The organism is Paenibacillus sp. NMA1017, assembly GCF_058895805.1.
This window is the reverse complement of record NZ_JBZXYR010000011.1, coordinates 43,978-64,590: the sequence shown is the minus strand read 5'-3', so window position 1 is coordinate 64,590 and position 20,613 is coordinate 43,978. Positions and strand designations below refer to the sequence as shown.

The 20,613-nt window shown below is 43.4% G+C and carries 19 protein-coding genes and 2 pseudogenes; 4 read left to right on the top strand and 17 right to left on the bottom strand.

Annotated features, from left to right (window positions below; translation table 11 throughout):
• The first annotated feature begins 133 nt into the window (after positions 1-133).
• Positions 134-2,095: an endonuclease MutS2 gene (locus tag AC5ELV_RS21580; protein ID WP_493431806.1), complete on the top strand. Its 1,962-nt coding sequence runs from the start codon at positions 134-136 to the stop codon at positions 2,093-2,095.
• Between the two features lie 326 nt (positions 2,096-2,421).
• Here the strand turns inward: AC5ELV_RS21580 and AC5ELV_RS21575 are convergent, their stop codons facing one another.
• The 4 genes and pseudogenes from AC5ELV_RS21575 to AC5ELV_RS21560 form a co-directional block, all read right to left on the bottom strand.
• Positions 2,422-3,324: an ROK family protein gene (locus AC5ELV_RS21575; protein ID WP_493431805.1), complete on the bottom strand. Its 903-nt coding sequence runs from the start codon at positions 3,322-3,324 to the stop codon at positions 2,422-2,424.
• A 28-nt stretch (positions 3,325-3,352) separates the two neighbouring features.
• Positions 3,353-3,448: pseudogene (locus AC5ELV_RS21570) on the bottom strand (hydrolase); the annotation flags it as partial.
• Positions 3,449-3,838: 390 nt separating this feature from the next.
• A pseudogene (locus tag AC5ELV_RS21565) lies at positions 3,839-4,089 on the bottom strand (MFS transporter); the annotation flags it as partial.
• Positions 4,076-4,276, bottom strand: a complete 201-nt coding sequence (locus AC5ELV_RS21560; RefSeq protein WP_493431804.1) for a hypothetical protein — start codon at positions 4,274-4,276, stop codon at positions 4,076-4,078. The gene AC5ELV_RS21560 and the pseudogene AC5ELV_RS21565, both read right to left, overlap by 14 nt.
• A 145-nt stretch (positions 4,277-4,421) precedes the next feature.
• Here AC5ELV_RS21560 and AC5ELV_RS21555 point away from each other — a divergent pair, with 145 nt between their 5' ends.
• Complete coding sequence (locus AC5ELV_RS21555) at positions 4,422-4,877, top strand: DinB family protein (protein WP_493431803.1); 456 nt, start codon at positions 4,422-4,424, stop codon at positions 4,875-4,877.
• Between the two features lie 154 nt (positions 4,878-5,031).
• Here AC5ELV_RS21555 and AC5ELV_RS21550 read toward each other — a convergent pair whose 3' ends face one another.
• Positions 5,032-5,988, bottom strand: a complete 957-nt coding sequence (locus AC5ELV_RS21550) for a tyrosine-type recombinase/integrase (RefSeq protein ID WP_493431802.1) — start codon at positions 5,986-5,988, stop codon at positions 5,032-5,034.
• A 505-nt stretch (positions 5,989-6,493) separates the two neighbouring features.
• Here AC5ELV_RS21550 and aiiA point away from each other — a divergent pair.
• Complete coding sequence (aiiA, locus tag AC5ELV_RS21545; protein ID WP_493431801.1) at positions 6,494-7,249, top strand: quorum-quenching N-acyl homoserine lactonase AiiA; 756 nt, start codon at positions 6,494-6,496, stop codon at positions 7,247-7,249.
• 65 nt (positions 7,250-7,314) lie between these two features.
• Entirely contained in the window at positions 7,315-7,449 is a 135-nt protein-coding gene (locus tag AC5ELV_RS21540) for a hypothetical protein (protein ID WP_274481535.1), read from the top strand.
• A gap of 37 nt (positions 7,450-7,486) precedes the next feature.
• Here AC5ELV_RS21540 and AC5ELV_RS21535 read toward each other — a convergent pair whose 3' ends face one another.
• The 12 genes from AC5ELV_RS21535 to AC5ELV_RS21480 form a co-directional block, all read right to left on the bottom strand.
• On the bottom strand, positions 7,487-7,807 hold the full coding sequence (locus AC5ELV_RS21535; RefSeq protein ID WP_493431800.1) for a hypothetical protein: 321 nt from the start codon (positions 7,805-7,807) through the stop codon (positions 7,487-7,489).
• Positions 7,808-8,460: 653 nt separating this feature from the next.
• The gene (locus AC5ELV_RS21530; protein ID WP_190299421.1) at positions 8,461-9,507 is read right to left on the bottom strand and encodes a FecCD family ABC transporter permease; all 1,047 of its coding nucleotides are present in this window, start codon (positions 9,505-9,507) and stop codon (positions 8,461-8,463) included.
• 1 nt (position 9,508) lies between these two features.
• Positions 9,509-10,573, bottom strand: a complete 1,065-nt coding sequence (locus AC5ELV_RS21525) for a FecCD family ABC transporter permease (protein ID WP_307345391.1) — start codon at positions 10,571-10,573, stop codon at positions 9,509-9,511.
• Positions 10,574-10,797: 224 nt separating this feature from the next.
• The gene (locus tag AC5ELV_RS21520; RefSeq protein WP_493431877.1) at positions 10,798-11,745 is read right to left on the bottom strand and encodes an ABC transporter substrate-binding protein; all 948 of its coding nucleotides are present in this window, start codon (positions 11,743-11,745) and stop codon (positions 10,798-10,800) included.
• Between the two features lie 71 nt (positions 11,746-11,816).
• A complete protein-coding gene (locus tag AC5ELV_RS21515; protein WP_493431799.1) occupies positions 11,817-13,532 on the bottom strand; it encodes an ABC transporter ATP-binding protein in 1,716 nt (571 codons plus the stop codon).
• A gap of 37 nt (positions 13,533-13,569) precedes the next feature.
• Positions 13,570-14,577 (bottom strand): ABC transporter substrate-binding protein, encoded by a 1,008-nt coding sequence (locus AC5ELV_RS21510; protein ID WP_307345401.1) that lies wholly within the window; start codon positions 14,575-14,577, stop codon positions 13,570-13,572.
• A gap of 220 nt (positions 14,578-14,797) precedes the next feature.
• Positions 14,798-15,718: a ribose ABC transporter substrate-binding protein RbsB gene (gene rbsB / locus AC5ELV_RS21505; RefSeq protein ID WP_493431798.1), complete on the bottom strand. Its 921-nt coding sequence runs from the start codon at positions 15,716-15,718 to the stop codon at positions 14,798-14,800.
• A 34-nt stretch (positions 15,719-15,752) separates the two neighbouring features.
• Positions 15,753-16,721: an ABC transporter permease subunit gene (locus AC5ELV_RS21500; protein ID WP_013310465.1), complete on the bottom strand. Its 969-nt coding sequence runs from the start codon at positions 16,719-16,721 to the stop codon at positions 15,753-15,755.
• A gap of 1 nt (position 16,722) precedes the next feature.
• Positions 16,723-18,204, bottom strand: coding sequence for a sugar ABC transporter ATP-binding protein (locus AC5ELV_RS21495; RefSeq protein ID WP_493431797.1), 1,482 nt, complete (start codon positions 18,202-18,204; stop codon positions 16,723-16,725).
• A 30-nt stretch (positions 18,205-18,234) separates the two neighbouring features.
• Positions 18,235-18,669 (bottom strand): D-ribose pyranase, encoded by a 435-nt coding sequence (gene rbsD / locus AC5ELV_RS21490; protein ID WP_493431796.1) that lies wholly within the window; start codon positions 18,667-18,669, stop codon positions 18,235-18,237.
• 1 nt (position 18,670) lies between these two features.
• Complete coding sequence (gene rbsK / locus AC5ELV_RS21485) at positions 18,671-19,549, bottom strand: ribokinase (RefSeq protein WP_493431795.1); 879 nt, start codon at positions 19,547-19,549, stop codon at positions 18,671-18,673.
• On the bottom strand, positions 19,542-20,570 hold the full coding sequence (locus AC5ELV_RS21480; RefSeq protein WP_493431794.1) for a LacI family DNA-binding transcriptional regulator: 1,029 nt from the start codon (positions 20,568-20,570) through the stop codon (positions 19,542-19,544). Before AC5ELV_RS21480 ends, rbsK begins: the two co-directional genes overlap by 8 nt.
• Positions 20,571-20,613 lie beyond the last annotated feature (43 nt).

The window sequence follows — 20,613 nt, the reverse complement described above, 5'->3', positions numbered from 1 at the left end:
CTTATTTGATGATAAATTCCCTCTTTCCTTAAGGGCGGAGAATGAACGTTTTGTTCATTCTCCGCCCTTTTTTATTTTAATAGCAAGGTTTTCCAAAATCCTGACACTACACAACTAAAGGAGCGATTTATTCATGAACGAAACTACAATGCTGCGTTTGGAATATGATCAAATTAAAACAAGAGTTTCCGAATGTGCTTTTTCTTATCTGGGTAAGCATCACGCTACTTCTATGCGCCCAATTACTGATATCCGTACCATTAAGATTCGTCTTGACGAAACGAACGAAGCGTTACAGATCATTCGCCACGGAGCAAGCGTCCCTGTTCCTTCGTTGGAAGGAATGGAGCACATTCTTCAACTGCTCGGAACCGGGTATATGTTCAGCGAGCGTGATTTTTCTCATATGGCTCAATTCATTCGAAGCTGCATTCAACTCATAAAATATATGCATTCCAAGGCGGACGCTGCTCCAACCGTCAGCGCTTATGCATCTTCCATGTATAGCATGGAGCCACTTTTATCCGAAATCGAAAGATGTATTCATTCGGGACGTGTAACGGATATCTCCAGTAAAGAACTAGCTAAAATTCGCAAAAAAATTGCGGTTACTGAAGAACGTATCAAGAGGAAACTTGACTCTCTTACCAGCCGTCACCGATCCATTATGCAGGAAAATATGATTAGTCAGCGCAATGGCCGTTACGTGCTTCCAATCAAAAAAGAATTCCGTAAACAAGTGAAAGGCAATGTACTGGATGAATCGGGAAGTGGTCAAACGGTTTATGTTGAACCTGCCGAGATCACGAATCTGCAATTCGATCAGAGCGCGAACATGGCAGAAGAATCAAAAGAAGAAATGAAAGTGCTGGGAGACCTGACGGCAATGGCTGAGTCATACAACCGGGAACTAAGCATTAATACAGAGACGGTAGGTGTACTGGATTTTTTATTGGCAAAAGCCAAATACGCCATGACTCTGGATGCTGTCCCTGTCGAACTTAATCTTGACGGGATTATAGACATCCGAGGTGCACGTCACCCGTTGATGTCCAATACCATGGTGCCGCTTGATTTCTCAATTGGTGAAGGATATTCCTCACTCATCATCACCGGACCGAACACAGGCGGAAAAACGATGGCCCTCAAAAGCGTCGGTCTATTAACATTAATGGTGCAATCTGGGCTACTGGTACCTGTTTTGCATGGCAGCCGAATGGCTGTATTCGAGGAAATTGTGGTTGACATCGGGGATGGCCAAAGCATTGAACATGCTTTGAGTACCTTTTCTGCACACATCCGCAACATGATTAGCATTTTAGAGACAACAGGCAACTCTACTCTGATCCTGATTGATGAAATGGCATCCGGCACCGATCCGGGAGAAGGAGTAGGCCTTTCTATCGCGTTGCTAGAAGAATTCCATCGTCGCCGAGCGACAGTAGTGGCTACAACTCACTTTAGCGAAATCAAGCATTTTGCTGAAAACACACCGGGATTTCAGAATGCTCGTATGGAGTTTGATACCGAAACGCTACAGCCTTTGTACCGACTTCGCATTGGAGAGGCCGGAGAAAGCTATGCATATGCAATTGCCTTGAAGCTGGGCATGTGGACACGTATTATCGAGCGTTCTGAGGTCATTTCTGCAGGTAGAGCGTCTCGGAATACACAGGAATCGTTTGTTATTCCTCCTTGTGTAGATGATGAAAAGTCTGATGATGCAAATAAGCCTCTCCCTAAAAAAGCGGCTTTAGACGATACAGTCACAAAACGGGGGAAACAAGAACTTCCTCTCAAAGCCAAGCCATTTGCCCTTGGTGATAGTGTTTATGTAGGCTACCTGGATCGAACTGGAATTGTATATAAAACCGAGGATGAACGGGGGAATGTCGGAATTTTGATCCAAGGACAAAAACTGAGTATTAACAAAAAGAGGCTCGTCCTTCACATCGCTGCTACTGAACTGTATCCTGACGACTATGATCTGGATATTGTTTTAGAAACCAAGGAAAACCGCAAAAAACGAAAACTGCTGGGACGCAAACATGTTGAAGGAGTGATAATTGAATCTCCCCCGGAAAATGAAATATAGACGCATGCGTATATTCTCAATATAAAAAAATAAGTTATTTTTATATTGTCACTGAAACTGAATCTGCAAGCGGACACTTGATAAGAGTGATCCACTTGCAGATTTCACCACACTAAAACATAATATATATTATGTAAACCTAATGATTCTTTATTAGACAGGACAAGATAAATCAGGCATCCAAAGTTCATGTAAAACTCAGTTTCAAACCTTCAAACCAGCTTCATTATATAAAGCTCCTATATCAAACATCTGTAATGCAAAAAAGGCGTGTCCAAAGTTATGGCACGCTCTATTGTTGTTATTTTATTTGTTTGTTTTAGTTATCATTCAAGATGACAGGTTTGTTTGTAGTTATATATAGCACCTTGCAAATTCGCTTCATTGCCTAATCTACTTTGTTCAATATCTGCACGCACAAAATTATAGATAGAATCCTTATAAAGCTTTTCTAGCTCTTCCCTAATGGTAATAACCAGTAAAGGATTTTCAGATATGCCTCCCCCAATTACAAACTTTTCAGGATCAAGTATGGATTGTAAATTAATGATTTGTGTTGCGATGTTCCTACAGTATTCTCGAAAAATCGTTTGGACCGTTCCATCGCCTTCTTCAATGAACTTGAATATCTTTTCACCTGTCATAGAATCTGCCGGAAGGTCTTTGGCTTTCGCAACGGTTTTAGTTAAAACAAAACTACTCCCTTGCATACCAAGCAGATAATCATGATTGTCTGCATTCTCGTTGTTCGTTCTGATGAAAGAGAACTCCCCAGCTGATAAATGATGGCCCTTCAGCAATTTCCCTTGTGAGATGATCCCACCACCCATCCCTGTACCAACGACCAGAACGACACCATCGGTAATTCCCTGTAAAGAACCACGCCATGCTTCTCCAAGAGCAGCACACTTTCCATCGTTTTCAATCGCTACAGGCTTGTGAAACGCTTTCTTAAAAACATCAAGCATATTTATATCATATATATATCTTAATGAACCTCCATGCACCATGTGACCGCTTTCCGAATTCACAATACCTGGCATGCTGATGGCTATACCTTCACATTCATCCATAAACTGATTATGAATTTGCTTCAAAGCTACAAGCAGATTCTCAAGTGAGTCCAATGGAGTTTTAACTTTCCCCTTGCACATAAATTCACCTTTAAAATACAAACTAAATTTAATAAAAGAGCCACCAATATCAAAAACTAGTATTTTATTTTTCATGCTACGTATAGTCCTTTCATGAGGCAGTTTGGGGTTTTCTTACCGTCTCCCCTTTATGGGTATGAAGTGCTGTAATATCCAGCCAACTTGCTTCAGAATCAACGATATAAATTTGATCCAGTAATTATGATACATGAGATACCTTTTATCCCCGCGCAGTCACACCTCCTTATTTCCGTAAATCCAACTTAGTGCCAGAACTTGATCCATTTAATAGGTGCATTGCATATCCAGTACACTTATTAAACCAATTAATTAAACATATTAATAAAGCGAGTAAAAAAAGTTTCTTTATTAAGTGGACATACAAAGTTATTCAAAAAAAATCATCGATGGAGCGGTAAGGTTTTACTTCCTTAGGCTGCCCAGATAATGCTAAGCACCAATAAGTACCAACCCATATAACTGAGCAAAGTAAATCAATGAGATCATAGAGTGCCCTCGCCTTTCTCTTTTAGGTTACACGTTTACTTTAGCTGATGAAACGCGTTTCAGGTCAAGTGATAATTTCTATTAATCCCTTCATTGGAATTAGCTTTTCTTTGGGGATGTTCTTAACTAGTACAGTATTGTGATCTCTCTGTAAGTCGTCTGATTGGGTTTCGGTTATGGGATTTTGTATTGCGGCAACTCGTTTCCATTGTAGCCACTCCTCCATGAGTTGTAATTCGAAATGTAGAAAGACATAATAATCGGTCTCATAGTTGCCCCAACACCCCGAAAATAATGCAGCCAACTCATATGATGTGCCTTATAATGAGTAGCGTTGATCTTCATCTATTTGTTCTCTATAGACGTATCCACATTCCTGCATAAGAGTATTGATAGTTACCACACTTAAATCAGTCAATGCGGCTAGTTGGGGTTTTGTTGTCTTACTGATCTGTTTCAATACTTTGCGAACCAGGTTCAGATTTATTTCTTTAATTAAATTTGTATTAGCTTTTTCCATACATAGCACCTTTAATTTGAAGCAAAATATTACCTTTGTCAAGGCAATATCATACTAACCTTTAATTCACCATTGCTTTCCAGCTTATTTTGAATTATTCTAATGCTAATCTTAAGACGATCGCTAAAATAAGGAGGCTAATCTATTGAAAAATGCTGTTGAAGAACTGACGAGAATCATCGAGGATTATGAAAAAGAATTTTTTTCGATCACAGAACATGAATTTAATGCCAAACCGTTCTCGGAGAAATGGTCCAAAAAAGAGATACTAGGACATCTGTGCGACTCCGCTTCTAATAATCAAAGAAGATTTATCATGATTAAGCATTCAACATCCCCTATCAAAATTGAATCGTATGCGCAAAATGAATGGGTGGTAGCTAATCAATATCAGGAAGAGTTCTCTTACGTGGATGTCATACATTTATGGAAACTATTGAATAAGCAAATCATAAATGTGTTAAACTCATGTACATCATTCGATTCTAAGAAAAGATTTCAAAAAGATGACCACTCCACCGAAACATTACAGTGGCTAGTTGACGATTATATTCAGCATTTGCGGCATCATTTGGAGCAAATCAATCAAAAACAAGACTAACGCTATGAACAAGAATACTACGTTCATGATCGTAATGACCTTAAGCTGATGATGTGATTTTCAAGTCAGGATGTAATTCTGTCCAATGCAACGAGTTTACATAATAATTATTATGTAAACTCGTTTTCATTTAATCTCAACTTTCATGCTATACTTACAATCCTGATATGGGTATCTGAATATCCAGCTTATCCATTGCTTTTTCTTTTTCCCGATCAGTGACATGTGTATATACTGTGGTTGTCTGAATAGATGAATGCCCCAGTAGCTCCTGTACAGTACGCAGATCTGCTCCCTTACGTAATAGCATTGTCGCAAATGTATGTCTCAACTTATGGCTGGAATAAGTCTCCCGACGTTCTATACTCTTATCTTGCTGGAATCGTTCGAACGTTTCTGTAGCAATCTGTTGAATGGTGCGCACTGCCAGACGGCGGCCTTTTTGGGATACGAACATCGCATCCTCTTTACCTCTCCACGGCGTCAATCTTTCCTCCAAAGCATGCTCTACAAAGTCACACACGGCTTCCGGTACCGGGAGAGTACGCCACTTACGTCCTTTACCGAACACATCTAAGGTACGTCTTTCTCGGCTGTAATCCGAGACATTCAATGAATGAACCTCCCCCACACGCAATCCCATGTAGACCATCAGCAGAAAAATAGCCATATTACGATTTGCATATTTCCCCTCCACCGCGAGCAAAAACGGATGAATATCCTTTTCATCCAGATAGACGGGCATACGATTCTTTTCAGTCTTTGCTTTTTTAATTCCCGCTGCCGGATTTGTGCTGCATAACTCAAATTCCTGTAGCGCTTTAAAAAAACTGTTCACCGCTGCATGCTTCCGGTTCCGCGTACTATCTCCGGCGCCTCCCTCCCGCGCTTTAGACAAATACGACATAACATGAATCTTCTTCACCTGATCGAGTGGTTTTTCACGCAACGTGCGTAAAAATTGCTTTACATCCCCCATATAATTTTTTTGCGTATGTATCGTATATCCCGCATCCTTCATCCAGATCAAAAAAGCTTCCAGCTCCTCAGTATATATCTCATCAATTTCTTCAGTTGTATCGAGCTCCACATGTCGCATCTCTTTTTTCATCTCGCTCGCCTCCAATTCAGTTCATATTCCAAAATATACTGTAAAATGATGATTTCGTCTGATTTTTATCGACAAACCAATCGACATCTTATGCAGGAGGGATTCTAAAAGTCGTTTTAAACCTAAACAGCGTATAATTTATATTATACGCTGTTTTTTTAGCGCTTTTTAAGTATAAATAAAACGCTCCCCTCTTGTCCAGCCTGGTCGCTTTCGCCTTTATCCGGAACTTTTTCAGAGAAAGCTATGTAATTACCTTTTTTTCATCCGATTATACATCAGCACGTACTAGCCTGTCTGGCAGATTCCTGCTGGACGCCTACATGCCTTATCATTTAAACTATTAGAAATTAATTTTTGAGAGAGCGGGATTACAGCGAAAGCATGAGGCTCCATCGCCCCCCCATCTTACAAACGAATTACAAATATCACTTTCTGTCAGTTGTAATTCTATTTATTAACTACATAATAATTATTATGTAAACTAAGATTGGAGGATGATTGTATGATTAACAAATTGTACTGGTTACCGGTCGGTCAGCTTGATATTGATCGCTCCTCACTCAACCATCATGAACAGCCCGGTGAACTGGTGCGACTGCAAATCTGGTCGTATCTGTTGGGGACAGATCACGGTCCGATTCTCATTGATACCGGTATGCCGGATTCGTTTATCGACAATCCGGATTATTTTAAAAGTACACCGTTTGAAGGGCGTTTCATCCCCCATATGACAGCCGATGATAGTATCGTGACGGTACTGGATCGGATCGGGTATCAACCGGACGATATCCATGCCATCGTTATCTCCCATATGCATATGGATCATGCCGGAGGCAATCCGCATTTTCCGAATACACCGATTTATGTGCAGCAGACCGAAGCGGACGCTGCGATCGGTAATCTGGAGTATGCGCCACCGGAATGTGTGCAGGTGGACTTGAATTACCGACTGCTCCAAGGGGATCATGAGCTGGTTCCGGGCTTGCAACTGCTCTATACTCCGGGTCATTCGCCGGGTCATCAGTCCGCGCTGGTCACAACAAAGGAGTCGGGTCCGGTCATGCTGACGATTGATGTTGCCTACACGCAGGAGAATTACGCAAACGACGTGCCGTTTGACGGCTTTGACCGTGAACAGACACGCCAGTCAATCGCCCGCATTCAGCAGATTGTGCAGGAGATCAAGCCGAATCTGTTGTTCTTCGGTCATGATCCTGAGCAAGTAGCTGTTCAGCCGATATATCCACAATACAAATAATGATGATAAAGCAGCTGTTCATCCACCATTCTGTATCTTTTTCCAGGTATGGAGAAACGGGTATTATGAATGCACACAAAATAGACGTATCCGGAGCCGTGCTTCGTTCAGCTCATGGCTTCCGGTATACGTATGTGGCGAACAACGCACGGTTTGAAAAATTCGGAGCCAAAGGCAAGCGGTACGGACTGGTAGAATAGTCGTATTCGGCCAGCTTCCCTCATGATCTCAATTTCTTCATCCGATTTTAAAATAATCATTATTGTGTCTCCTCACTTCCATAATGTTATAGCCTCTCTTATTCTTTTCTTTCATTAGGTAGTTGTAACGACTTCGACATTTAGAACTACAGAATGTGCTGATCTTCTGAAACAAAGCTACTTTTAGGCGCACAGATTGATTTTCTTCGAATACACGATTGATCCTTTGTATTAACTCGCTGGTTAGCCCTTGCTTGTTCTCAACGGAATGAGCAATACCCAATATAAGCTCTTGCAGTCGCTGCTCCACACTTCCTCTCTTAACTTGATGTTGTTCTAACTGGTTAATCACACTCAAGAAATATTTCTCCCGGGACAATAAGGGACTCGTTTTAGACGCTCCTTGCGGACAAATATTTTAAACGCATGGATGCGATTAATCCGTGTATATCAAAAAAGCAGCCTTCAGTTAAATTTTACATCAAGCTATTTGTCCCTAAACCCCTGTTATCTCCAGCATAAAGAAGTATATCTAAGAACTCATGGGGTGAGTCGCTGTCGACACGGCATGGATGATGAGAAAAAGTAATTTGCAGTCTCGCTCCGTTTTCCCTTGATCATCCAGCACGATATACTTAAAGAAGTCGAAAGGCAACCTTATATTCGGCCAATGCTCATTTCAAAAATGTAGGTTTATTCATGACAAAGGGAGTGTTCATTTATTTATTAGTACCGAAATGCTGGAACGTCGAAGTGAAATTCTAAAACGAAACATCCATCAGTTGCTGGTTCAGGAAAATCAACACGGCGTGACACGTCAGGAAAATTACACGTTGCATAAAATGATCAGAGAGCTGTATCAAACCTCTCATGCCTTGAATACTTCCCGTTGAGATGAAAGGCAGCTAAATCAAATGAACAAATAACCTTCAGCCCCACTTCTCCTTAGTGGTGTTGAAGGTTATTTGTTGTGTGTAGCCTTTAATTGACAGGTGGTATTCTTTCGTGATGTTACCCTTTGGAGCGACTCAGCAGATATAAGAAATATGGCGCACCAAGGATGGCTACAATCAAACCTGTCGGAATTTCTTTCTGTAAAGGTAAGGATCGTGTGATCGTATCCGCTACAAGTACCAGGAGTGCTCCGACTAAAGCACAGGTTACCAGCAGCATTTTATGCTTCGGACCCACCAGCTTTCTCGCCAAATGCGGAGCCACCAAACCGACAAAGCCGATACCGCCACTAACCGAAACACTAGAACTGGCCAGTCCTACCGCAGCAGCCAGAAGGAGAATACGTTCCTTCTCGATAGGTGTACCCAACCCCGATGCCGTCTGATCCCCCAGATTAAGCACATTCATCACATTTGCTTTGTAGTATGCGAAAGGAAGCAATACAATCAGCCAAGGCAATAGAGCCATTACGAATTTCCAGTTTGAGCCCCAGATGCTTCCTGCTAACCAATTAGCTACAAACGTGTAACTTTCAGGTGTCAGCTTAAGAGTCATAATGATCATCGCAGCACTGATACCCGCCGCTACGCCAATCCCGCTTAGCAGTAGCCTTGTTGGGGAAATTCCTTCGCCTTTCTTGTAAGAAAGTGCGTAGATCAGAATAGCAGCTGCTCCTGATCCAATCAGCGCAAGAGCAGGAAGTAAAAACAATGAATTCGTAGTTTGCATAGATGGAAAAAGCAATACAAACAGCATGACCATCAACCCGGCGCCCGCATTAATCCCCAGAATACCAGGGTCCGCTAGACCGTTACGCGAAACCCCCTGCATGATGCAGCCAGAAACAGCGAGACCTGCACCGATTAGAAGGGAAATAACCATTCGTGGCAATCGGAATTCAAATAGGATTAATTCCTGCTGTGGAGTCCCTTGTCCAAACAAGGTTCTAAACAGCTCCATTGGCGAAAGCCGGATGGTTCCCGTATTCGCACTTATGGTGAACGCAGCAATGAGCAATACGAGTAGAATGACAACAACCATCCAATCATGGATTTTTTTACGATGACTAGCTTTGGCAATAGCCCCATTCGTAACGTTATTCATCTTACAGTGCCCTCCTTTCTTTACGTGCCAGATAAAGGAAGAATGGAACCCCAATTAAGGCAATAAGTACGCCCACCGGTGTTTCCTCAGGTGCGTTAATCATACGGGCTGCCAGATCGGCAAACACAATGAGTAAAGCTCCCATAATGGCCGAGCATGGAATAATCCAGCGATAATCGACGCCAACCAGCTTGCGGGTTATGTGGGGAATAATCAATCCTACGAAACCTATAGAACCAACCAACGACACCGCTGCACCCGCCAGAATCAGAACAAGAATCATTCCGACTACCTTTACCACCCCGGTTCGCTGACCAAGACTCAACGCAATTTCGTCTCCCAGACTAAGCAGCGTAATAGAGCGCGACAACATGAGAGCGCCGATAAAAGCTGCCACAACCCAAGGCAAAACTATACCGAGCTGAACCCACTTGGTTCCACTAAGCCCTCCGGCATACCAAAAGGCCAAATCCTGTCCAACATTAAAGTACAAACTGATTGCATCTCCTAAGGCAGACAACAATGCCGTGACAGCTGCGCCCGCCAATACAAGACGAACTGGCGTGAGCCCTGATTTAGATATGGAGCTTGTACCATATACCATCACAACAGCCAGAGCTGCACCAACAAAGGAATACAACATCAATTGTAAAAAGGAAGATCCGGGAAAAAGGGCAAAGCAAATCGCCATCGCCAAGCTGGCTCCCGAGTTCAGTCCAAGCAAGCCCGAGTCAGCAAGGGGATTTCGAGTCATTCCCTGCATAATTGCCCCTGCTACGGCAAAACAAACTCCGATTAAAACCCCACCCAGAATTCGAGGTAGACGGATTTCCCAAATAATTTGATGGTTTTGTAACTCGGGTTTAAAGTGAAAAACAGCGTTCCACACCTCTTCTAGCCTAATAGAGGCTGCTCCAAAAGATAGGGATAGCGCGATACCGAACGCTAAAAGTCCAAGCCCAACTGTCAGGATAAGCGAAGCCGCCCAAGGTCGCGAGTGGAATTGAGTCGGCGACTGGTTATGTTTACTTTGAGCGGGGCCATCTGATGATTCTGATAATTTCATAACTATTGTTCACCCTTACTGTTGAATAGTATGTAGCTATCACGAACTGTGTTGAAGATGATGTTGATAATGAGAATTATTATCACGCAATCTTTACTATTGTAAATTAATGTGGCAATAGCTTCAATAGCAAATTTCGAGGAATGCCTAATGCTCTACCCTATTGTGAAAAAATAAAGCCCTTCGGCATAAATACCAAAGGGCTGCGAACAACACCGAAGCGATTACTTCTGTGCGGCGTTCTCTTTATTCCGCTGGACGATCATATCTGCGATTTCCTCAGCTTGTCCTACAATGGCAATCGGGTCGAAGTACCAATATCGATCCTCCTGGAGCTCAAAAACCTTACCTTGCCGGACCGCTTTCAGTGATTTCCATATGCTGTCTCCTTCGTAACCTCTCAAATCCTTGTTAACCGTCAGCAAGATATAAGAGCCTGCATATTGATTAATGACTTCTTTTGACACCGATTTCCATTGAGTCTCACCTAATAATTCTTTTTGGACAAGCTGCGGAGGTGTCAAATTGAGTCCTCTGTATACGGCCTGTCCTCCCCTGCCAAAATTATCACCATAGACATAGTATTCTTTATCCGAAGCTTCCATTACGGTGAACGTATCCCCAGGCTGAATAATTCCCTTTAGCTTATCACGTGCGGCCTGCATCCGCTGATCGTATTGGGCAAGCCATGTTTTGGCTTCCTGTTCTTTTCCAAGCAGCTCACCAAAAGCTGTCAGTTCCTCATGCACATTTTTATACGTTCCATAAGGAATGACTATGGTCGGAGCAATTTTACTATATTTTTCATATTCAGAAGCATCTTTGGAACCAATCAGAATCATATCCGGCTGTAGAGCCAATACTTTTTCAATGGATACACTACCGCGGTCTCCAATGCTTGCAATGCCTTGTACAAGATCCTTCGAAAACGGATTTTCCAGATAATATTTAACACTTCCCACAGGTTTAATTCCTAGTGCTAATAAATCATTCAGGTACATATCTACTACAATCCGCTGAGGGTGAACCGGTATCTTAATATCTCCGTGAATCGTTTTGACTGTTTTCATTTCCTCTGACTTTTGTTCGCTAGAAGTTTGATTCTGCTTTTCATCCGGTTGCTTTACATTTTCACTACAGGCGGTAAGAACTAAAATGACAGACAGAAGCATTATCACAATCCACATTTTCTTTGTCAAACTCGTTCATTCCTCTCTCTATTTACGGCGTCATATCGACCTATTTACGTTCCATATTGAGCTTGGTGCAGGCGGCTATATGCCCCTTTTACTGCTAATAACTCTTCGTGTCTGCCTTGCTCGGCAATCCCTTGATCTGCAACTACAATAATACGGTCAGCATTTTTGATCGTTGCCAGACGATGCGCGATAACGAGTGTCGTACGGCCTTGGGATAGCTCTGTCAGCGCCTGCTGAATAGCAGCTTCTGTCTCTGTGTCCAATGCTGATGTCGCTTCATCTAAAATGAGAATTGGTGGATTTTTAAGGAACATCCGTGCAATAGACAAACGTTGCTTTTGACCACCGGAGAGCTTCACACCTCGCTCACCGATCATTGTATCCAGACCATCCGGATATGAGCGAACAAGGTCTTCAATCTGAGCTCGACGAGCAGCATCCCAGATTTCTTCTTCCGAAGCATCAAGTTTACCGTAAGCAATATTTTCACGAATCGTTCCATCAAAGAGGAAAACATCCTGCTGTACGATACCAATCATGGATCGCAGCGATTCCAGCCTCATTTCACGGATATCCATTCCATCAATAGTAATGTTACCTTCCTCGACATCATAGAAGCGAGGCAACAAACTGCAAAGTGTCGTTTTACCTGCTCCTGAAGGCCCCACAAGTGCTACGGTTTCACCCGCATGGATAGATAGGTCCACTTTGCGTAATACCTTATCTTTGTTCTCGTAACCAAACGTTACACCTTCAAATTGAATATCTCCGGTAAGATGGCTAACGGTCTTGGCCCCTGGCAAATCTTCTACATCCGATTCACTTTCCAACAAATCCAGGTAACGTCGGAAGCCGGCAATCCCTTTGGGATATGTTTCAATGACGGAGTTAATTTGTTTGATTGGTGCGAGAAATACATTGGACAGCATCACAAATGCGATAAATTCCCCGTAGGTCATCTGCCCTTGAATAACAAACCATGTTCCACATACAAGCACAAACAATGAAACCAGCTTCATCAGTATAAAACTAATCGAGGAATTCCAGGCCATAATCCGGTAAGCGATCAGCTTCGTTTTACGAAACCGACCGTTATTTTCAGCAAAACGTTCCATTTCATGTGCTTCGTTGGAGAAAGCTTGAACAACGCGAATACCGCTAACGTTGTTTTCAATCCGGGCGTTGTAATCCGCAATATCAGAAAACATACGATGGAAAGCAGCATTCATTTTGCGACTAAAATATAAGGACAAGTAAATCATCAGCGGTACAATAATAAATGTCAGCACAGCCAGCTTCCAATTAATGCTGAGCATAATACCGAACGCCCCGCCCAGCGTCATCAACGCGATGAACAAATCTTCGGGCCCGTGGTGAGCAATTTCCCCGATATCCATCAGATCGTTGGTCATACGAGAGACGAGATGCCCTGTTTTGTTATTATCAAAAAAACGGAAAGATTGCTTTTGCACCCGATCAAACAGCTTTTTACGCATGTCCGATTCGATATTAATGCCCAGCTTGTGCCCCCAATAGGTAACCACGTAATTCAGGGCAGCACTTATGACATAAATACCGAGTAGAGCTAGGCAGGCATATAAAATCCATTTCCAGTTTCCGCTGGGCAGCAAATCATCGACCACCCGGTTGACTGCAAGCGGAAAAGCCAACTCCAGTAGTGCGGCCAGCAAGGCACAAGAGAAATCAATGATGAATAAAGTCCGGTAAGGACGGTAGTATTCAAAAAATCGTCTAAGCATAGTCATGACTTCTCCTTTCTAATATCAATTGAACTGATCACTTCGGATCAACGGAAAACATTTTAACGGCCTCATCGAGTGATTGGTCAACGGCTAGCGGTGAGTACGTAAACCACGGATCGGCTTTGATGAAATACACTTTGTGGTTTTTGACAGCCGGGAGATTTCTCCACAATGCGCTTTGCTCAATTTGCTTAAGCATTCCGTCCTTACTTGCTTCATCATATACCAGCATAATAATTCGGTCTCCTGACAGTTCAGGCAGCTTTTCCATTGAAATAACATCATAAACATAATTAAATCTCGGGTCCTTCGCCAGCTTTTGGCGTATGTACTCAGGAGGATTCAATTCCAGTGAACGGTAAATAACATGTCCTACATTTCGCGCTCCGTATACCCTTAACACATTCTTATCGTAGGCCATATAAATCGTAACCGTTTCATCTTTTTTGAATTTTCCAGCCAGCTTCTTTCGACCTTCTTCAGCCTTTTTGTTGAAACTAGCGATCCACTGCTCGGCTTCCTTGTCCTTACCCAGCACGGCTGCGACATTCCGCAGTTGCTCAAATACATCGCCTTCCCCAAACGAAACGACTACGGTTGGAGCAATTTTCTCCAGCTGCTCCTTCACTTCTGGCGTGGTATATTCTGTTGTGATGATCAGGTCCGGTTGTAACTCCAGCACCTTTTCTACATTTGTCGGGTTCCCAATATCCGCAACTCCGTCAATCTTATCTTTTAAATAGTTGCCTTCCAGCAAATGGGAAGCAGCACCCGCAGGCTTAACTCCCAAGGCCAGCATCGCATCCAAATATTGTGTCGTGACGACTCGCTGTGGATTTGCAGGGATACTGATCTTATTGCCAGTGGCATCAGTATATTCGCGCATGACAACCGTTTTGGATTGCCCGGAAGGATCATTAGTGCTGATCTTGTCGTTTGTCTGGTTGTTGTTAGCTGCGTTTCCACATGCACTCAATACAACCATCAAAAGAACCACAAGACAAAGCGTGGATTCCCATTTTAATCTGTACCTTTGTTGCACAATATACGTCCTCCTTAGATATATACAATTCATAATATGATAGTGATTCTCATTATCATATAATTGTTATTCTATCTTTTACCGTCTCTTCTTACAATACAAAAATAAAAAACTTCCATTTATGTGTATGTATCGTCATCGTAGAATAGCCAAAAAAAAGAACTGATGCGCATTACAGCATCAGTCCGAATAGCTTAATATGTCGGGCCAAGTACCCATTTTATTTCGATTGGTCCACCAACTCCAGCTTAGCAGGAATTGATGCTTTCACGGTTTTACCTTGGAGTACATCCTTGGCTGCCTGCACCGCCAATTGTCCAATAAGCTCGGGTTGCTGAGCTACAGTGGCTGTCAGTTTCCCTTCCTTAATTGATTTGAGCGCATCCTCGTTACCGTCAAAACCGATGACTGGAATGTTCTTACCTGAGCTTTGGATTGCTTCGATAGCACCCAACGCCATTTCATCATTGTGGGCAAATACAGCCTGAACGTCCGGGTTGCCTTGCAGCAGATTTTCCATCACGTTCAAACCTTTAGTCCGATCAAAATCTGCCGATTGTTTGGCTATGACTTTCAGATCCTTATCTGCTACTTCATGGAAGCCTTTGCCACGTTCACGGGTAGCGGATGCTCCAGGAACACCTTCCAGCTCAATCACTTTGGCACCTTTTCCAACTTGATCAATCACATATCTGGCAGCCATTCGTCCTCCCTCTACGTTGTCTGAAGCGACGAGTGCTTTTACGTCTCCTTTGTCAGCAGAACGATCCAGTGTAATAACCGGGATGTTCAATGCATTCGCTGATTGTACCACTGTGGAGATGGCCGACGAATCTGTCGGATTTATAAGTAACGCGTTTACTCCCTGTTGAATCAGATCATCCACATCATTACTTTGTTTCGCCGAATCATTTTGTGCATCCACAACAATAACCTGCATTCCTTGTTTTTTGGCCTCTGCCACAACTCCGTCTTTGAGAGAGACGAAGAATGGATTATTCAGCGTTGAGATCGACAAGCCGATTTTAATGTCCTTCAGGTTTGCGGCCGCTTTAGGTTTCGCCCACTCGGGCGGTTCCAAGGAACACCCTGTCATGAGCAGGAGCAGCAAGGCAGTCATGATTAATGTAAGCTTTTTCATATTTATGTGTCTCCTTCTACGCAGATTAGGTGTATTATGCGGATTTTTTACGGTCAATCAATACAGCAATAGCGATGACGATCCCTTTTACCACCATTTGATAAAAAGAGTTAACCCCCAGCAAGTTCAAGCCATTGTTTAGCGTACCGATGATAAGCACACCAATTAATGTACCTACGATTCGTCCGCGTCCTCCCGAGAGGCTTGTTCCACCTAATACGACAGCCGCAATGGCGTCCAGTTCATAAGAAGTACCCGCTGTCGGTTGCGCCGAGTTCAAACGTGAAGTCAAGATAGCTCCCGCCAATGCCGAAAGCATTCCAGCCAGAGAGTAAATCCAAATTTTTACACGTGGTACTTTAATACCAGATACAATCGAAGCCTTCTCGTTACCACCAATGGCATACGTTTTACGTCCGAATGGTGTTTTATGCAAAATGATCCATAGGACAGCAAAGGTAATGAGCATCGTAATCGCTGGTACCGGAATACCGAACTGATAGCCACGTCCGAACAATTGAAATACCAGACTGTCTCCGAGTCCTGTAATAGGGTTACCGTTGGTATAAACGAGTGTTAATCCTCTGAAAATGGTCATGGTTGCTAGAGTAGCGATAAACGGAGCCATTTTACCTTTCGTAATCATCAAGCCGTTGACCATCCCCATCACGCCGCCCAATGCACAACCGATGATAATCGCCAAAATAGGATCGAACCCGGCCAGCATCATATTTGCGACAAACGCACTGGATAGTGCTAATATGGAGCCGACTGACAAATCAATTCCGCCTGTGAGAATAACGAAGGTCATACCGAACGCAATCAACGCATTAATAGATACCTGGCGCAATAAGTTCAAAATATTAAGCGGTTCCAAAAAGCTGGGATTTAAGACCGATACGATGATCACCAAAATAATGAGTCCCAACAACGGGCCAAGCTTCTGTGTGATTTGTGACATTTGAAAGCCTTTGCTGCTTTTTGATTCATTCATAGTTGTCATATTACTGTCCTCCTGTAGCTAGCGTCATAATATTTTCTTGTGTGGCTTCTTCCCTGCTCAGCTCTCCGCTGATCTTTCCCTCGTGCACCACGACAATACGATCGCTCATGCCGAGTACCTCAGGGAGTTCCGAGGATACCATGATAATCGCGACTCCACGTTCGGTCAGCTCGTTCATTAACTGGTAGATTTCCCGCTTGGCTCCCACATCCACACCTCTCGTCGGTTCGTCAAGAATGAGTACATTCGGACCAATACCTACCCATTTGGCAATAACCACCTTTTGCTGATTACCACCTGACAAACTGCGAACCGTTGTCTCACCCGATTGGGTTTTAATTTGTAAGCGCTTAATTAGAGTGTTGACAAAATCCAATTCTTTTTTGCCTGATATAAATCCTTTTGAGGTAAAGCTGAAGAGATTTGGCAGCACCATATTTTCCCGGATGGAAAAATCCAGCACCAAGCCCTCATCTTTTCGGTCTTCTGTAATGAAGCCAATCCCTAGTTTCACCGCGTCATCCGGCTTGCGAATAGACACTTTTTTTCCACGCACATGAATCTCACCACGATCCAAAGCATCCAGTCCAAATAACGCCCGCATGATCTCAGTCCGCCCCGAGCCCATCAAGCCTGAAAAACCTACAATTTCCCCAGATCGTACAGTGAAATTCACATTTTCAAATAACCCTTTATGCGAAGCATTTTTGACCTCCAGCACCACTTCTCCCAAAACAGGCGTTCTTACCGGGTAGCGTTCAGTCAGCTCTCTACCCACCATTTTCCGTACAACTTCATCAAAATTCGTATCGGGAATCGCCTGAGTATCCACCGTTTTCCCGTCACGCATGATGGTAATCCGATCACAGATCGCGAATATCTCCTCCATCCGATGTGAAATATACACAATCGAAACACCATCTTTTTTCAAGGAAGTAATAACCTCGAACAGCTTCTGAATTTCCCGTTCGGTTAAGGCGGCTGTCGGCTCATCCATCACGATAACTTTAGCATCAGTCATGAGTGCTTTGGCAATTTCAATCATCTGCTGTTGGCCCACTGAACACTCGCCTGCTTCACCGTTCAATGGAAGGTTTACCGAAAGTTTGCTGAATTGTTCGTTTGCTAGCGCTTTCATTTTGGAGCTATCTAGTAAGCCCCACTTGGATGTCAGCTCCTTGCCGATAAACAGATTTTCCAGCACGGTCATCTCCGGCCACACATTCAGTTCCTGGTGAATAAAAGCAATTCCTTTTTGCTCCGCTTCTTTGGGGTCAGCAAAATAGGTTTCCTGGCCGTCAATGATGATCGTTCCCTCATCTCGTCGATGCAGTCCGATTAAAATATTCATCAGCGTTGATTTTCCTGCACCATTTTCACCCATGAGGGCATGTACTTCTCCTTCACGAAGATCAAAGTCAACACCACTCAGTACCTGATTGGTTCCAAAGGCTTTGTGAATTCCTTTCATTTGAATCTGCATGCTGTACCCTCCTTTTTATTCAACATTGATTTATCCAAAATGAACTCCTGCCTGCAAAATACAATTGGCAAATGGCTTAGCCTCTCCTGTACGAATGACCGCCTTCGCATAACGGGTCAGCTCCTTGAATTGTTCATGAGAGCAAAACTCAATGACGGCAGCCTGCGTATTAATCTGTGGATGTTCTAATTGCTCCCCTGCAAAGTTGCGCATAATATACTGCAATGCTTGTTCATTTTCTTGTTTGATTTCTTCGGCCAGCGTTACTTTTTCGATCACCATATCTGCTGCAATGACATCAACGACGTCCTGAAAAGATGGAACACCCAGTTTAAGGGCCAAATCAATTTTGGTAACGCCTTCAGGAACAGGTAAGCCGGCATCAGCCACGACAATATAGTCTGTGTGGCCGAGATCTGACAGTATTTTGGATATATGACTGTTTAGGATTCCAAGTTTCTTCATATTATATTTGCTCCTCCACTTCACGACGGGTTGGCATTCCACCTTGGGCTCCAAATTTGGTAACGGACAATGACGCAGCACGATTAGCAAATTTCACACTGTCTGCCAGCGATTTTCCTTCAGCCAGTGCCACTGCAAAAGCAGCGTTAAACGTATCTCCTGCACCTGTTGTATCAACCGCTTCTACCTTATAAGTAGGAACCACGACTTCCTGTTCTCCGTCGAAGAACCGTACACCGTTGCTGCCCTCAGTCACAAACAGCTTGTTGGGATATTTGCGCAACGCTTCTTGAAGGCTCATATCCTTAAACATAATGGCAGCTTCATGCTCATTAGGCGTAATGTAGGTCGCATTCGCAATTACGCTGTCTTCCACCTCACGAGCCGGCGCTGGATTCAGCAACAATGGTACCTGGTACTTCGCACAAATTTCGCTTACATAAACAACCGTTTCCGATGGTATTTCCTGTTGAATTAACACAATATCCGAACTTCGAATGACGTTAAGTGCTTCTTCCACATAGGCGGGTGTCACTTCATTATTTGCTGCTTTTACCACGACAATACTGTTATCACCTTCAGCTAGTACAATATGCGCTGTACCACTTTCCATATGTGTAACCGGTTTCACATAGCCAGTATGAACATGATTTTCTTCAAAATTACGTAAAATCTGTTCTCCAAAATGGTCATCCCCTACACGTCCAACCATCGTAACGTCCGCTCCGAGTCGTGCTGCGGCTACTGCCTGATTGGCTCCTTTACCTCCAGGTACGGTTGTAAAGCTTTCACCCAATACCGTTTCACCAGCACCGGGACGTTTGGACGAAGTAACTACGAGATCCATAGAACTGCTTCCGATAATCGAAATTTTAGCCATCATAATCCACCTTTCTCGTCGTTTCCCGTTCTATAAATTTGACGGGCAATTGTATGCTTGAATAGGTAAGTACTTTCGAATGAAGATTAGGTACGCTTGACTTCGTTACTTGTGACTGCTCAATCAACTGAATGAGTAGTCCTGCTGCTTCCCAGCCCATTTCATAAGCAGGTTGTCGGATCGTTGACAAAGGCGGGAATAACAAACTGCTTAATGGTATATCATCAAACCCGATAATTTGAACATCATTCGGGATTTTTTTTCCTAATCTATGTGCCTCATGCATCACCGCTGTAGCCACGATATCGTTACTTGCGATAACTCCGTCGGTATCCGGATACTTGCTAAACAGCTCTTTGGCCCATGACTCGGCCTCCTTGAACGAAAAGGACGTTGTCTCGACCACATGGTAAGTAATCCCAGATTGCTGAAGCTCTTCAACCGCCCCGCGAAAACGGTCTTGTGCAGGACGAATATGTGCAGGGCCCTGCATGACTGTAATTTGTTTGCTGCCGCGGGCAACCATTTCTTGAGCAGCCAAGCAACCGCCATGGGCTCCATCCGCATATACGGAGAGGCTGTCACTGGAAGTTCGATCGAGAAAAACGACCGGGATCTTCAGTTTGGCGTAACAATCGGCATCGGGATCATTGGTAGAAGAAATAACACCAACGACATTATTTTGAACAAAAGTATCCATGTAATCCAATTCTTTTTGGCGATCTTCATCACTATTACCGAAAATGATTCGAAAATCATTTTCCTGCATTCGATCCTCCACCCCACGAGCTAACAAGGGAAAGTAAGGGTTCGTAATATCCGGCAGCAGAAGGCCGATTAATCTGGATTTCTTTTTATACAAAGAACGTGCAACTTCATTGGGCTTGTAATTTAACTGCTTCACAGCAGCCTCAACCTTTCGCCGTGTATCCTCGTGCACATATCCAGTCTCATTAATAACTCTGGATACGGTCGCTACGGAAACCCCTGCAAAGGTGGCGACTTCTTTAATTGTTGTCATAGTGTAGGTTCAACTCCAATTGTGTAACCGGTTACACATATAA

What these genes read in the sequence shown, in the direction of transcription:
- rbsD (WP_493431796.1), bottom strand. Translation starts at nt 18,669, where the DNA reads ATGAAGAAACTTGGAATCCTAAACAGTCATATATCCAAAATACTGTCA.
- AC5ELV_RS21550 (WP_493431802.1), bottom strand. Translation starts at nt 5,988, where the DNA reads ATGAAAAAAGAGATGCGACATGTGGAGCTCGATACAACTGAAGAAATT.
- AC5ELV_RS21575 (WP_493431805.1), bottom strand. Translation starts at nt 3,324, where the DNA reads ATGAAAAATAAAATACTAGTTTTTGATATTGGTGGCTCTTTTATTAAA.
- AC5ELV_RS21530 (WP_190299421.1), bottom strand. Translation starts at nt 9,507, where the DNA reads ATGAATAACGTTACGAATGGGGCTATTGCCAAAGCTAGTCATCGTAAA.
- rbsK (WP_493431795.1), bottom strand. Translation starts at nt 19,549, where the DNA reads ATGGCTAAAATTTCGATTATCGGAAGCAGTTCTATGGATCTCGTAGTT.
- AC5ELV_RS21580 (WP_493431806.1), top strand. Translation starts at nt 134, where the DNA reads ATGAACGAAACTACAATGCTGCGTTTGGAATATGATCAAATTAAAACA.
- rbsB (WP_493431798.1), bottom strand. Translation starts at nt 15,718, where the DNA reads ATGAAAAAGCTTACATTAATCATGACTGCCTTGCTGCTCCTGCTCATG.
- AC5ELV_RS21515 (WP_493431799.1), bottom strand. Translation starts at nt 13,532, where the DNA reads ATGCTTAGACGATTTTTTGAATACTACCGTCCTTACCGGACTTTATTC.
- AC5ELV_RS21495 (WP_493431797.1), bottom strand. Translation starts at nt 18,204, where the DNA reads ATGCAGATTCAAATGAAAGGAATTCACAAAGCCTTTGGAACCAATCAG.
- AC5ELV_RS21480 (WP_493431794.1), bottom strand. Translation starts at nt 20,570, where the DNA reads ATGACAACAATTAAAGAAGTCGCCACCTTTGCAGGGGTTTCCGTAGCG.
- AC5ELV_RS21520 (WP_493431877.1), bottom strand. Translation starts at nt 11,745, where the DNA reads ATGCTTCTGTCTGTCATTTTAGTTCTTACCGCCTGTAGTGAAAATGTA.
- AC5ELV_RS21500 (WP_013310465.1), bottom strand. Translation starts at nt 16,721, where the DNA reads ATGACAACTATGAATGAATCAAAAAGCAGCAAAGGCTTTCAAATGTCA.
- AC5ELV_RS21560 (WP_493431804.1), bottom strand. Translation starts at nt 4,276, where the DNA reads ATGGAAAAAGCTAATACAAATTTAATTAAAGAAATAAATCTGAACCTG.
- AC5ELV_RS21540 (WP_274481535.1), top strand. Translation starts at nt 7,315, where the DNA reads ATGAATGCACACAAAATAGACGTATCCGGAGCCGTGCTTCGTTCAGCT.
- aiiA (WP_493431801.1), top strand. Translation starts at nt 6,494, where the DNA reads ATGATTAACAAATTGTACTGGTTACCGGTCGGTCAGCTTGATATTGAT.
- AC5ELV_RS21525 (WP_307345391.1), bottom strand. Translation starts at nt 10,573, where the DNA reads ATGAAATTATCAGAATCATCAGATGGCCCCGCTCAAAGTAAACATAAC.